We start from the raw sequence: 13,387 nt of genomic DNA, 5'->3' as shown, positions 1-13,387 counted from the left end.
TTTGTGCTGTAAAATTACTATAAACCCATAAGATATCATGGAGGAAAGACAAAAAATAAAAGTAGGGGTTTCTATTGGCGATTTAAATGGAATAGGTTGTGAGGTAGTATTGAAAACTTTTGAAGACAATCGAATGTTAGATTTCTGTACTCCTGTGATTTTTGCATCTAATAAAACTATATCATACCAAAAGACAGAGCTTAAGTTAGATATTAATTATCATGGGGTTCAAGAAGCTTCAAAAGCGTTGGATGGTAAGATTAATGTGGTTAATGTATGGCGTGAAATTCCAAATATAAAGTTTGGAGAAGCTACTGCAGAAGCAGGTGATTTTGCTATTAAATCTTTAAAGGCAGCTGTTCAAGCCTTAAAGGAAGGAGCGATCGATGTATTAGTTACCGCTCCTATAAATAAAAATAACATTCAGGCAGAAGATTTTAAATTTCCAGGGCATACAGATTTTCTTGCACAGGAATTAGAAGGAGAGAGTCTAATGTTTATGATCACGGACGACTTGAAAGTAGGTTTGCTCACAGATCATATAGCCGTTAAAGATGTTGCCGCAGCAATAACACCAGAATTAATAAAAAGTAAAGTAGCGACCATAGAGCAATCTTTAAAAGTAGATTTTGGAATCTCTAAGCCTAAAATTGCGATACTAGGTATTAACCCACATAGTGGTGATAATGGTATTATTGGTAAGGAAGATGATGATACGTTAAAGCCAGCTATTAAAGAACTTTCAGATAGCGGGAGCTTAGTTTTCGGGCCTTACTCAGCAGATAGCTTTTTTGGATCTGATGGATATAAGAGTTTTGATGCTATTTTGGCGGCATATCATGACCAAGGGTTAATTCCGTTTAAAACATTATCATTTGGTAGAGGTGTAAATTACACCGCAGGATTAAATAAAGTACGTACTTCTCCAGATCATGGTACTGCTTATGAAATAGCAGGAAAAGGAAAAGCAGATCATAGCTCATTTGAAGAAGCTGTTTTTAAGGCGATAGAGATCTTTAGAAATAGAAAAGAATACAGCGAGCTAACGGCAAATCCTCTTAAAAAGTCAAGATTGAAAAGAGAATTTAGATAAATAAGTCGAGCGAGAAATAATTTTTAGCTAATTTTATTAGTAAATACAGCCTTTGAACGCTATTTTACAAAAAAAGCTAAAAAGTTGGGTTTTAGTAAAATAATAGTATCTTTGCACCCGCCTTTACGTGGCAGGAGCACTAAATAAGTGTCAAACATGAAGAAGCATAAAGAGTTCGTGATTCCTTTTTCAGGATTGAAGCAAGGAAGGCATGAATTTAATTTTGAAATAGACAATACGTTCTTTGAATCTTTTGAATACGATGAGTTTAATAGCGCTGCAATTAAGTTAGCAGTTGTATTAAATAAATCTAGTACGATGTTGGAGTTAGAGATAGCTGCGACGGGTACTGTAAATGTTTATTGTGATGTTACCAATGAACCTTATGACCAACCTATTGAAGCAGATTTGGAACTGCTAGTTAAATTTGGTGATGAGTTTAATGATGACAATGATGAAATTCTGATACTTCCTCACGGAGATTTTCAGGTAGATATTTCGCAATATGTTTATGAAATGATCGTTTTAGCAGTGCCGCTAAAAAAAGTTCATCCTGGAATAGAGGACGGAACTTTAAAGTCAGCAGCATTGGATAAACTAGAAAAATTGCATCCAAAAGAAGTAAAAGAAAATAAAAATAAAGAAACGGATCCTCGTTGGGATTCATTAAAAAAGTTATTAACGGATAAATAAGTTTTAAAAATGGCGCATCCAAAACGGAAGATTTCCAGAACAAGAAGAGATAAAAGAAGAACACATTATAAGGCTGTTGCCCCTACTCTTGCAAAAGATCCAACAACTGGTGAAATGCATTTGTATCACAGAGCACACTGGCATGAAGGTAAATTATACTACAGAGGCCAAGTTTTAATTGATAATACAGAAGAAGCAGTTGCTTAATTAACTTCTGATATAAGTATATGGACTCCCACTTGCAAAAGTTGGGAGTTTTTTTATGACAGCAATCCAAAATCTTAAAAACAAGTCTTTTTAAGATAAAAAGTCGCAAAAAATCACTAATTTTCACCAAATTTGTGGCTTTTTTAAAGATTTTAAGCACAAAAACATTTCTAAATGGGTAAACTATCAGCGGCCATCACGGCGGTAGGGGCTTATGTTCCAGAGTTTGTAATGACTAACAAAATGTTAGAAGATCTAGTGGATACTAATGATGAATGGATCACTACTAGAACAGGCATAAAAGAAAGAAGAATACTAAAAGAAGAAGGAGCCGGTACGTCTTATATGGCGATTAAAGCGGCGGAAGATTTAATAAAGAAAAGGGGTATAGACCCTAAAGAAATAGATTTAGTACTTGTAGGTACAGCAACTCCAGATACTTTGGTGGCTTCTACAGCAGCATTTGTAGCCTCAGAAATAGGAGCAACCAATGCTTTTGCCTTTGATTTGTTGGCGGCATGTTCAAGCTTCTTATTTGGAATGTCTACAGCAGCAGGTTTTATAGAATCTGGAAAGTACAAAAAAGTGCTTTTAATAGGGGCCGATAAAATGTCATCTATTATTGATTATAAAGATAGAACTACCTGTATTATTTTTGGAGATGGAGCAGGAGCTGCACTTTTTGAACCTAATGAAGAAGGTTTAGGAATGCAAGATGAATACTTACGTTCTGATGGAAACGGAAGAGCTTATTTAAGTATGAATGGTGGTGGGTCTATTATGCCCGCTACGGAAGAGTCTGTTAAAAACAAACAACACTATATATTTCAAGACGGTAAAACCGTATTTAAGTTTGCTGTATCTAATATGGCAGATGCTGCAGCAGAAATTATGGAACGAAATTCCTTAACACATGATGATATTGCTTGGTTAGTACCACATCAAGCCAATAAGCGTATTATAGATGCCACAGCGAACAGAATGGGCTTAGATCATGATAGTGTGATGATGAATATTCAAAAGTATGGAAATACGACATCAGCCACTTTACCGTTATTATTAAACGATTACGAAAAGCAGTTAAAAAAAGGAGACAACTTAGTTTTTGCAGCTTTCGGAGGTGGATTCACCTGGGGATCTATCTATTTAAAATGGGCATATAACTCAAAATAACAATATCAACTATATATTAAACTAGAATTCGATGGATATTAAAGAAATTCAAAGCTTGATTAAATTTGTAGCCAAATCTGGTGCTAGCGAAGTTAAATTAGAGATGGAAGACATCAAAATAACGATTCGCACAGGAGCAGTTGGTCCTGAACCAGCTACTTATGTTCAACAGATACCAATGGCACACAACCCAATGGTACCTGCAGCGCCTGCACCTGCACAAGAAGGAACTCCTTCAGTGGAAATTGCAGCAAAAGCAGAAGTTAGTGATGATGATAAATACATCACAATTAAATCTCCTATAATTGGTACTTTTTATAGAAAAGCATCTCCAGAAAAACCAGTTTTTGTTGAGGTAGGTAGTGTCATAAATAAAGGTGATGTACTTTGTGTTATTGAAGCAATGAAATTATTTAATGATATTGAATCTGAAGTTTCAGGTAAGATTGTTAAAGTTTTAGTAGACGATTCTTCACCAGTAGAATTTGATCAACCATTATTCTTGGTAGATCCATCATAAGAAGTTTTAGATACTTAAATTTTAAATGGTTGTTGTCAACCATTTAAAATCATTTAAAATTTAGGACTCAACTAATAAAATTTCAAAAGATGTTTAAAAAGATATTAATTGCAAATAGAGGAGAGATTGCACTGCGTATTATCAGAACTTGCCGCGAAATGGGAATTAAAACTGTTGCAGTTTATTCCAAGGCAGATGAAGAAAGTTTGCATGTGCGTTTTGCAGATGAAGCAGTATGTATTGGCCCAGCTCCTAGTAGCGAGTCTTATTTAAAAATACCTAATATTATAGCAGCCGCAGAAATTACAAATGCCGATGCTATTCACCCAGGATACGGGTTTTTATCTGAAAATTCTAAATTCTCTAGAATTTGCGCAGAACACGATATTAAATTTATTGGTGCCTCTGGGGATCAGATAGATAAAATGGGCGATAAAGCTACTGCAAAGGAAACAATGAAAGAAGCGGGTGTACCATGTGTACCTGGCTCTGAAGGTTTGCTTAAAGATGTTGCCGATGCTAAGAAGATTGCTAAAAAAATGGGTTATCCTGTTATGATTAAAGCAACTGCTGGTGGTGGTGGTAAAGGTATGCGTGCGGTTTGGAGTGAAGATAAGATAGAAGATCTTTTCAACAGTGCTGTTCAAGAAGCTAAAGCTGCCTTTGGGAATGGCGGTATGTACATGGAAAAACTTATTGAAGAGCCAAGGCATATCGAGATTCAGATTGTTGGTGATCAGTATGGAAAAGCATGTCACTTGTCAGAAAGAGATTGTTCTGTGCAAAGACGTCACCAAAAGCTTACGGAAGAAACACCTTCTCCTTTCATGACCGATAAGTTAAGAGAAGAAATGGGTGCCGCTGCAGTAAAAGCTGCTGAGTTTATAAAATATGAAGGTGCGGGTACTATAGAATTTTTGGTAGATAAACACCGAAATTTCTATTTTATGGAAATGAATACACGTATTCAGGTAGAGCATCCAATTACAGAACAAGTGATAGATTACGATCTAATTCGTGAGCAAATTCTTGTTGCTGCCGGTGTGCCAATTTCTGGTAAGAATTACTTGCCAAAATTACATTCTATTGAATGTAGAATTAATGCAGAAGATCCATATCATGATTTTCGCCCTTCACCAGGAAAAATTACAACATTACATACTCCAGGAGGTCACGGTATTCGTTTAGATACGCACGTTTATAGTGGGTATACTATACCGCCAAACTATGACTCTATGATCGCAAAATTAATTACCACTGCTCAAACTAGAGAAGAGGCAATTAATAAAATGAAACGTGCATTAGACGAGTTTGTTATTGAAGGAATTAAAACAACAATTCCTTTTCATAGACAACTAATGGATCATCCAGATTATTTGGCAGGTAATTACACCACCAAATTCATGGAAGATTTTAAAATGGATCCTCCTAAGGAATAAATAAAATAAAAAACTCCGGCGCTATGCCGGAGTTTTTGTTTTGTAAGTATTTTAAAAAAATCAAGCGAAAACTTTATTCTTTATTTCTACAGATTCTAAAGCCTTGATCCATGGCCTTTCTTTTAGCATCATTATAACCTCTGTGAGCTACCTTAGCATATGTATCTATGTTGATCCATCCGCCACCTCTTTGTGTTCGGTATGTTCCTTTAGAAATATGTTCTGTTTCATGCCACTCTTCACACCATTCCATCACATTGCCGGTCATATCATAAAAGCCTAGTTCATTAGGTTTTTTTAAACCCACAGGTTTCGTGGCGCAGTGATTGCTTTGCATGCTTCTGTAGTTCCAGGTGCCAGAAAGAAGGCTGTCGCCTGTATTCTTCCAAGTCCAAGCAACACTGTCAATTACATTACTACCGCTATACGTAAAACTTTTGCTTAGCTGCCCACCTCCAGCAGCATATTCCCATTCTACTTCTGTGGGTAATCTGTAACCGTTTGCTTTTTTATTTATAGGAATATCTCCATCTAAAGAATCTTTAGTAGTATCAATATTATAATAAGGAAGCAAGCCTTCTTTGCTGCTTCGTTTATTACAATAGGTGATACAATCATACCAAGTAACCATTTCAACAGGTAAACTGTCACCTACATGATTAGAAGGGTTTACAGGCATAATTTCGTTCCATTCTTTTTGGGTAACTTCAAATTTACCCATATAAAAGTCAAGAACTTTGCCTTTAATTCCATACAATTGAGAATTCTTATTTTTCATCATTCCTCCTTCAACAAAAATAAAATTAGCGAAGGTGACAGGAGCTGTCTTATTTTCTGCGCAGTAGCTATTTAAGAGAAGTATTAATGTGAATAAGAAGTATCCTATAGGTCTTTTCATAAAATAAGCAAGATTAAGTATGTGTTTAGTAAAATTATTGCAGACACTCTTATAAATTTATTTTACCAGATTGTAGCATTTATTTTACCCCAGTTGCCATTGCCGTCATTTTGACTTGGTGTGTAGTTAAAACTTTCAATACCAAAAACTTGGTACCATCCCCAGTTATTTAAACTACCTTCATTACCGTAAGTACCCCAATGTTCTGCATGTTTTTGAAAGCTAATTCGCTGATTTACATTTAATGCAATACTATTTGGGTTTTTGTTTTCAGAAATAAATTGCTTGAACTTCTTATCACCTTCAACAGAGGGTCCTTCTCTATCTTGAATTAAAAATCTGTAATTTTTATTGTTTACCGTAAAGTCTTGATTTTTGTTCACTCCAGGAATGCCATCTCCTTTTTTCTTCTCTACGATATAATATTCAATTAATTCGCCTGAGGTAGCTTTGACCCAGCCATACGCTCCAACAAATTTATAAGAACCTTCAAGGGTACCAATGTTGTAATTAATGACTCTGTTCCATTGGCCAAATTCCCAACCTTTACCGCCAACAATATCTTGGTTGTTCTTGTATTCTATTTCAAAATTTCCAGGATAAGTTTGTGCGCCAGAAAAATTTAATTTTCCCCAACCACCTTCTTTGTAGATGGTCCACCAATATCCGCCATTTAATGTTGTAGCATCTGTACGATCATCGCCAACAAAAAAGGCTTGTGTTGCAGAAAATTTTAATACATCTAGTTCTTCAAGACTAGTGCTAGTGTCAGCATCTTCCGTTGAACAATTTACAAGAAGCATTCCTCCTAGTAAAAAAGTAAACATTTTTAGTTTTTTCATCATGTAATAATTTAGGTTTATTGTTATTTTAATTCAATTACCGGAAACTCTAGGCGTTGATTTTCAAATAATTATAGTCAAACTTACTGCTTGGTTTAGCGTAGCTCTATAAGTATTGAGTCATTATCTGCAAATCTTGAAGCATTAAATACAGCTTGAGAAAATATGCAACATACGATATTATGAGTGGCTGTTTATTTTGTAGGAGATGCTGATCAGTGCTCTTGATTTCAGCAGGTTACGAATGTTTTTGCAATAAAAATTTTCAAAAGTTATTTTGTAGGGTTACTGCTTTGGGCTATTTAGAAATTGAAAATGAGCTATTTATAGATTTTAAGATTCACGGTATTCAGGGTATTTTCAACGCGTTTTATGTTATTTCTTTGTACAGTAATCTAAAAATTAAAAAATAGTTCATACAATTTGTAACATAATTAGAAGTTTACATACTTAAATAGTACTACATATGCATATGATTAGAAAAACTACATTATATATTATTCTATTTTTTTCAATGACACTTTTTACGAGTTGCTTTGAAGTTCTGGAAGAGATAAATCTAAATTCTGATGGCAGTGGTACTATGCTAGTTACTTTTAATTTGAGTAGAAGTAAAAGTAAAATAGCCTCAGTGATGTTACTAGATAGTGTCAACGGCTATAAGGTGCCTTCTAAAAATGATATTAACTTGGCGTTAAAAGATGCTGAAAATCATTTAAAAACCATTAACGGCGTTAGCAATATTAAAAAGACAGCAGATTTCGAAAATTATATTTTCACCCTTTCTTGTAATTTTGATAAGGTGGCAAATTTAGACGCTGTGTTTCAGGATTTAATTCGCCAACAAAACAAAAAGGAAAAAACAAATTTCAATACGACTAATTTTGCCTACAATAGTGCTACAAATAATTTTGAACGCTACTTTTCGTATGATACCAAAATAAAAAAAATCTTCTACAAATTAAAAGGAGAAGATAGAAAAGTTTTTAATGATGCTACGTATACAAGTATTTATCGTTTTAAAAATGCAGTCAAAAGTATTTCTAATACTCATGCAAAAGTTGCTCCCAACAAAAAAGCAGTATTCTTAAAGATAGATGCGATGTCTCTTATTCTAGGAGAAAAAAGTGTCGCAAATACTATACAATTATCAAAATAATTCAACCACAACAAATACAATTTCCAATGAAAAAAGTATTACTTTTTACATCGCTTTGCTTTGCTACTTTAGTAGCTTCGGCGCAAGATTTAATCACTAAAGTACCTAAAAATGCGAGTGTTGTAATAGCCCTTAAAGGAAAAAATATAACCAATTTAGTTTCTATTTCAGAATTTGAAAATTCTAAAATGGGAAAAATGTTTATAAAACAATTATCTAGAAAAACAGATGGTGCCGTCGTAGATTTAGAAACCTTAGGAATAAATTTATCTGAGAACTTCTACTATTTTATGGAGACTCAAGAGGGTGTTTTTACCCACAATTTTCTAGTTCCTTTAAATGATAAAAGAGGTTTTTTTAGCCTTTTATCAGAACATCAAAAAGAAGGCGTGCAGTACGATGGTGATTTTGCCTATATCGTAGATGACTACGATAATATGGTAACCATGTGGAATAACAACACCTTGTTATTCACAGTTTCTCAAGAAGAGACTGATTATGATGATGTGTACGGATACGATGATTACGATTATGACTATGCGGAAGATGCAGCTGTAGCCGTAGAAGAAGCAGTAGATGCTGCTGAAGCTACCTATCCTATATTGAGTTTTGATCAAACCACCTATAATTTCGGAACCATTAAAGAGGGTGATATTGTAGAGCATACTTTTAACTTTGTAAATACAGGATCTTCTTCTTTAGTTATTTCCGATGCTAAAGCTAGTTGTGGTTGTACGGTTCCTAGTTTTTCTTCAGAAGAAATTGAGCCAGGGGCGTCAGGAACTATTTCTGTAAAGTTCGATAGTTCTAATAAGAGCGGTAGCCAAAGTAAAACAGTGACTATTACAGCTAATACGGAGAATGAAGTGGAAAGATTATACATCAAAGGTATGATCACGGAAGACGGTGTTGCCGAAGTTGAAGAGGTAGTAGAAATTGTAGAAGATGTTTACGAAACGGAAATAGAAGAAACGGTAATAGAATCTACGGAATATGATGATTCTAGCTATTATAATGATGATTATTATGCGGAGCAAGATAGAAAGCGTGAGATAAGAGAAGCTAAAAGAGCTGAAAAAAGAAAAGAAGCTATGGCTTCTGTTATAGAAAAAGCAAAAGCTACGCTTACAGGTAATTATGCAGAAGGAAGCATTTTAAAAAATAGTTCTTATCTAAAAAGTGTAGGTACAGGAAAAGATGAAGCAACGCTATGGGTTAATGATTTTACAGCCATTTATAATGATGCTATTCCTTCTTATTTTGGAAGTGGCTATTACGGTAGTAACCCTTATGAAATGTTTAATTTTGAAAGGTTGTATGGCGGAATGTCATTGACTTCGAAATTAAATTTTGATGATACCAATGCATCGATCAAAACATCGTATACGATGAATGATGAAATGGCGCAGTACCATAAAGACATGTATAATGGAAAAATGAATAGCAATTTCTACAAGTATTTTAATGAAGATACGATGCAAGGCTATTTTTCAGTTAACACAAGCACAGAAGGTACTTTAAAGGCATATCCTAAATTGGTAGATGCGATGTTTGAAGGTGTAGAAAAAGAACATTTAGAAGATTTTGTTCCTATTGCAACACGTTTGGTATCTATTTTATTAGACGAAGAAGCTATTGCTAAAGTGGTTCGTGGAGATATGTTATTGGTGATGAATGGTATAGAAAATGTTGAAGTGACCTATACTACGTATGATTATGATGAAAATTATGAAAGTGTAGAGGTGACTAAAACAAAGACAGAGCCAATTCCAAAATTTATTTTGATGGTTACTTCAGAAGAGAAAGAAATCTTTAACCGTATCATGCGAATTGGGATAAAAGAAGGAGCAGTAACTGCAGAAAACGGATTCTACCAAGTTGAAATTCCTGACGCACCATTTAAAGTAAACATGCTGTTTAAGGACAATACCTTATTAATTAGTAACTCTAAGGCAGATATTACAGCAATGAGTAATGGTACTTATAATGCTAAGGTTTCAGGAAGACATAAAAAACTTATCTCTAAAAACTCTGGAAGTATTTATGTAAATGGTAAAACTATTACGAGAGATATTCCAGGAGACATGATTCCTAATGCGTATAAAGAAAAATTAAATTACATTTCAGACAATGTAGAAGATGCTACATTTAAAGTAAGTAAGATGAAAGGTAATGTTCTTGAAGGTGAAATGATTTTAAATACACCAGAAGGAAAAGGACATAAGAATAGCTTGGCTTATTTCTTAAATATGATTGATGCTTTAATAGATTAAATTAACACAGCAATTCATGAAAAAGTTTTTAAAAATCACCTTATCATTGCTAGGAATAGCAGTGATAGGGTATTTTATTTATGTGCAGTATCAGAAATCGGCCTCGTTAAAAAATCGCATTCATGTAAATGCAGACAGTGTACTAAAAGTTGGCTTGCATGATTTTCAAAAAACTATTTTGCTAGATGCCTTGTCTTCTCCTATGTTTTATTGGGATAATGCTGATTTTTCAAGTAGCTCAAAAGATGATGAGGATAAAAAAGAAGATAAGAATGGGATAAATCTCAAACCTTACTCCCTAGTTTTTTACACCATGAAAGAGGTGAAAAACACCTTATTTACTACCCTACCAATTAAAGATTCAGAAGCATTTAATGCTTATGCTTTAGCCTATTTAACTGCTAAAAAAGTTACAATTATTGAGGGCGATTATACATATGCCTTAGATGAAAAAACAAAAATTATATATGCATGGAATAATGAAAATCTTGCAATAGCCTATGCTCCCAAAAAATCATTTGAATTATGTAAACCTGTTTTTGATGATGTTCTTTTAAATAAAAAGCTTATTTCCGATACAGACCATCCTTATTTAAAAAGCTTAATAGCAGCAGATGATCATGTTACGTATGTGAAAGATAGTAGTGTCGTTCATTTAAATTTTAATGATGGGAACGCTTATTTGTCTGGAGTCATGTATACAGCTCAGCCTAAGGAGTTTAATGAGTCTATGAAGTATGTAGCTACTCCAGAAGCATCCTTACTGTTGTATGTGGATGCAAATTTTTCTAATACCGCTCATGCATCTAGTGTAACCGATTTGTTGAAGGATTTTTCATTTTTCGAGAAAAATAATATAGAAGCAGATTCCTTGGTAGCTAAATCTACAGGTATAATAAGTTTGGCGGTTAAAGGTACTACCCTGCAGACAGATAGTATTGTTACCTATGAGTATGATGATAATTTTGATAAGGTGGCCACTGTTGCGCTACAAGAGAAAGAGGCACCGTCTATTTTTCTAAACATAGCTTCAGATACTACCCTAAAATCATACTTAAAAAAGCAAGGGGCTATAGAGAATGGCGTTTTAAAAGCCTTACCAATGTATTCCTTTTACGAAAAAGACACGACCTCAGAAGTATCTTTCTCTACTCAAAAAGAAACCCTTAACCATCCGTTCAAAACAGGTAGTTATTTTTTTAGTCTCTCAGCCAATTTTAAGAGCTTGCAAAAAGATTTAAAAATTCCGAAAGCAGATAAGCTTGCGGCTTTATTAAAAACAGTTAGAATTAATGCCCAACAAGTAGAGGGGAATAAAATAGTCCTTGAAGGGAGTCTAACAGCAGAAAATAACGAAATTAATATTATTTCACAGTTGTATTTTGGACTTCAAAAAACAGATTCTATTCCTTAACTTAGGCTACTTATGAAGTTAAGTTATTGGGAATATAAAACGTGGTTATCTCATATAGATTTTACAATTGTCGGTAGTGGAATTGTAGGTTTAAATTGTGCCCTACAATTACGAGCTAAATACCCTGAGGCTAAGATTTTAGTTTTAGAAAAGGGTATTTTACCACAAGGAGCAAGTACTAAAAATGCCGGATTTGCCTGTTTTGGAAGTATTTCTGAGATCTTATCAGATTTAAAAACACATACAGAAGAAGAGGTGTATGAGTTAGTAGAAAAACGTTGGAAAGGAATTCACCTCTTACGGGAAAATTTAGGAGATAAAGAAATAGGGTTTAAAAACTGGGGAGGGCATGAAGTATTTACCGAACAGCAAGAAGTGCTTTTTACAGAATGCTTAGAGCAAATCGCGGCAACAAATTCATTTCTAAATCCAATTTTTAAAGGCGATGCGTTTAAAGTGCATTCCAATACATTTGACTTTAAAAAGGTACAGGAGGAATATATTACAAATGTATTTGAATCTCAGATTGATACCGGTAAAATGATGTCTCAGCTCTTACTTCGTGTTCAATCAAGTGGCGTCATTCTATTAAATTCAATAGAAGTAGAATATTTTGAGGATTTAGAAGATCATGTGGTGGTGAAAACCAATGAGTTTGAGTTTAGGACTAAAAAATTAATCATTGCAACCAATGGTTTTGGAGCTGCACTTTTAGAAGAAGAAGTAAAACCAGCACGGGCTCAAGTATTAATTACGAAACCCATTAAGGATTTAAAAATTAAAGGGACTTTTCATCTAGATGAAGGGTATTACTATTTTAGAAATATAGATAACCGAATTCTGTTTGGCGGGGGTCGGAATTTAGATTTTAAAGCAGAAGAAACGAGTGCTTTTGGAGAGACACCACTGGTTCAAAATAAATTAGAACAATTATTAAAGGAGCTAATACTCCCGGATTACGATTTTGAAATTGCGTATAGTTGGAGTGGTATTATGGGTGTAGGTCCGCAAAAAAGACCCATAATTAAGCAAGTTTCTAACCGGGTGTATTGTGGAATACGAATGGGTGGAATGGGAATTGCAATTGGTAGTATTATTGGTAAAGAATTGGCGGATTTAGTCTAGATTTGCGCGCGCAAAAATTAGATCTAGTAACTGCTTTTTGCTTTAATTTAAATCGGATTTGTGATGGAACAAAATTTAAAAAAACAGCTATATGACTTCTGTAAGAATTTTGCAGATAAGAGAATATCTCGTATTCGGTTGAATATTGCAGATTTTAAAGAGTCATTAGATAGTGAAACGAAGAGTAGTGCTGGTGATAAGCATGAAACGGGAAGAGCTATGCTTCAGTTAGAATTAGAAAAATCTGGAGTACAACTAGCAGAAGCAGAGAAAATGGCTAAGGTTTTAGATATGGTAAATATTAAAACTAAAACAAATTTTGTAGGCTTAGGTAATTTGGTCAAAACAAATAAAGCAAACTATTTTCTAGGCATCTCAGCAGGAGAATATAAGGCAGATGGTATTTCGGTCTATTGCATTTCTTCAGAAACACCAATGGGAAAGTTACTTTTTGGTAAAGAAAAAGGAGCTATAGTTACTTTTAATACCAATGAAATTACAATTAATGAAATTCTCTAAACAAGCTTTAGAGAATTTCATTTCTCATTACT

At 34.1% G+C, this 13,387-nt stretch carries 13 protein-coding genes; 11 read left to right on the top strand and 2 right to left on the bottom strand.

Annotated features, from left to right (window positions below):
* Positions 1–37 precede the first annotated feature (37 nt).
* From pdxA to accC, 6 genes are all read left to right on the top strand, one after another.
* Positions 38–1,093 carry a 4-hydroxythreonine-4-phosphate dehydrogenase PdxA gene (gene pdxA / locus M666_RS04465; RefSeq protein ID WP_025616392.1) on the top strand — a complete coding sequence of 352 codons (1,056 nt, stop codon included), beginning with the start codon at positions 38–40 and terminating at the stop codon, positions 1,091–1,093.
* Positions 1,094–1,249: 156 nt separating this feature from the next.
* The gene (locus tag M666_RS04460; protein WP_024482491.1) at positions 1,250–1,786 is read left to right on the top strand and encodes a YceD family protein; all 537 of its coding nucleotides are present in this window, start codon (positions 1,250–1,252) and stop codon (positions 1,784–1,786) included.
* 9 nt (positions 1,787–1,795) lie between these two features.
* The gene (rpmF, locus tag M666_RS04455) at positions 1,796–1,993 is read left to right on the top strand and encodes a 50S ribosomal protein L32 (RefSeq protein WP_013550138.1); all 198 of its coding nucleotides are present in this window, start codon (positions 1,796–1,798) and stop codon (positions 1,991–1,993) included.
* Between the two features lie 174 nt (positions 1,994–2,167).
* Complete coding sequence (locus tag M666_RS04450) at positions 2,168–3,166, top strand: beta-ketoacyl-ACP synthase III (protein ID WP_024482492.1); 999 nt, start codon at positions 2,168–2,170, stop codon at positions 3,164–3,166.
* Between the two features lie 31 nt (positions 3,167–3,197).
* Positions 3,198–3,686, top strand: coding sequence for an acetyl-CoA carboxylase biotin carboxyl carrier protein (gene accB, locus M666_RS04445; protein ID WP_025616393.1), 489 nt, complete (start codon positions 3,198–3,200; stop codon positions 3,684–3,686).
* A gap of 89 nt (positions 3,687–3,775) precedes the next feature.
* The gene (gene accC / locus M666_RS04440) at positions 3,776–5,125 is read left to right on the top strand and encodes an acetyl-CoA carboxylase biotin carboxylase subunit (RefSeq protein ID WP_024482494.1); all 1,350 of its coding nucleotides are present in this window, start codon (positions 3,776–3,778) and stop codon (positions 5,123–5,125) included.
* Between the two features lie 73 nt (positions 5,126–5,198).
* Here accC and M666_RS04435 read toward each other — a convergent pair whose 3' ends face one another.
* Positions 5,199–6,023: a formylglycine-generating enzyme family protein gene (locus M666_RS04435; protein WP_029447595.1), complete on the bottom strand. Its 825-nt coding sequence runs from the start codon at positions 6,021–6,023 to the stop codon at positions 5,199–5,201.
* Positions 6,024–6,085: 62 nt separating this feature from the next.
* Positions 6,086–6,868, bottom strand: coding sequence for a glycoside hydrolase family 11 protein (locus M666_RS19925; RefSeq protein WP_082007888.1), 783 nt, complete (start codon positions 6,866–6,868; stop codon positions 6,086–6,088).
* 463 nt (positions 6,869–7,331) lie between these two features.
* Between M666_RS19925 and M666_RS04420 the strand changes: the two genes are divergently transcribed.
* The 5 genes from M666_RS04420 (at position 7,332) to M666_RS04400 (ending at position 13,355) form a co-directional block, all read left to right on the top strand.
* Complete coding sequence (locus tag M666_RS04420) at positions 7,332–8,024, top strand: hypothetical protein (protein WP_052206642.1); 693 nt, start codon at positions 7,332–7,334, stop codon at positions 8,022–8,024.
* A 26-nt stretch (positions 8,025–8,050) separates the two neighbouring features.
* Positions 8,051–10,297 (top strand): DUF1573 domain-containing protein, encoded by a 2,247-nt coding sequence (locus M666_RS19920; protein WP_029447599.1) that lies wholly within the window; start codon positions 8,051–8,053, stop codon positions 10,295–10,297.
* A gap of 16 nt (positions 10,298–10,313) precedes the next feature.
* The gene (locus M666_RS04410) at positions 10,314–11,711 is read left to right on the top strand and encodes a hypothetical protein (protein WP_029447600.1); all 1,398 of its coding nucleotides are present in this window, start codon (positions 10,314–10,316) and stop codon (positions 11,709–11,711) included.
* Between the two features lie 12 nt (positions 11,712–11,723).
* On the top strand, positions 11,724–12,836 hold the full coding sequence (locus M666_RS04405) for an NAD(P)/FAD-dependent oxidoreductase (RefSeq protein WP_029447601.1): 1,113 nt from the start codon (positions 11,724–11,726) through the stop codon (positions 12,834–12,836).
* Between the two features lie 63 nt (positions 12,837–12,899).
* Positions 12,900–13,355, top strand: coding sequence for a 3-oxoacyl-ACP synthase (locus M666_RS04400; protein ID WP_029447602.1), 456 nt, complete (start codon positions 12,900–12,902; stop codon positions 13,353–13,355).
* Positions 13,356–13,387 lie beyond the last annotated feature (32 nt).

The organism is Cellulophaga baltica 18 (assembly GCF_000468615.2).
Taxonomy (GTDB): Bacteria; Bacteroidota; Bacteroidia; order Flavobacteriales; family Flavobacteriaceae; genus Cellulophaga; species Cellulophaga baltica.
This window is presented reverse-complemented; position numbering and strand designations above follow the sequence as displayed.

Bases quoted from the DNA above. Each gene is read 5' to 3' on its own strand.
- pdxA (WP_025616392.1), top strand. From the start codon at position 38: ATGGAGGAAAGACAAAAAATAAAAGTAGGGGTTTCTATTGGCGATTTA.
- M666_RS04460 (WP_024482491.1), top strand. From the start codon at position 1,250: ATGAAGAAGCATAAAGAGTTCGTGATTCCTTTTTCAGGATTGAAGCAA.
- rpmF (WP_013550138.1), top strand. From the start codon at position 1,796: ATGGCGCATCCAAAACGGAAGATTTCCAGAACAAGAAGAGATAAAAGA.
- M666_RS04450 (WP_024482492.1), top strand. From the start codon at position 2,168: ATGGGTAAACTATCAGCGGCCATCACGGCGGTAGGGGCTTATGTTCCA.
- accB (WP_025616393.1), top strand. From the start codon at position 3,198: ATGGATATTAAAGAAATTCAAAGCTTGATTAAATTTGTAGCCAAATCT.
- accC (WP_024482494.1), top strand. From the start codon at position 3,776: ATGTTTAAAAAGATATTAATTGCAAATAGAGGAGAGATTGCACTGCGT.
- M666_RS04435 (WP_029447595.1), bottom strand. From the start codon at position 6,023: ATGAAAAGACCTATAGGATACTTCTTATTCACATTAATACTTCTCTTA.
- M666_RS19925 (WP_082007888.1), bottom strand. From the start codon at position 6,868: ATGATGAAAAAACTAAAAATGTTTACTTTTTTACTAGGAGGAATGCTT.
- M666_RS04420 (WP_052206642.1), top strand. From the start codon at position 7,332: ATGCATATGATTAGAAAAACTACATTATATATTATTCTATTTTTTTCA.
- M666_RS19920 (WP_029447599.1), top strand. From the start codon at position 8,051: ATGAAAAAAGTATTACTTTTTACATCGCTTTGCTTTGCTACTTTAGTA.
- M666_RS04410 (WP_029447600.1), top strand. From the start codon at position 10,314: ATGAAAAAGTTTTTAAAAATCACCTTATCATTGCTAGGAATAGCAGTG.
- M666_RS04405 (WP_029447601.1), top strand. From the start codon at position 11,724: ATGAAGTTAAGTTATTGGGAATATAAAACGTGGTTATCTCATATAGAT.
- M666_RS04400 (WP_029447602.1), top strand. From the start codon at position 12,900: ATGGAACAAAATTTAAAAAAACAGCTATATGACTTCTGTAAGAATTTT.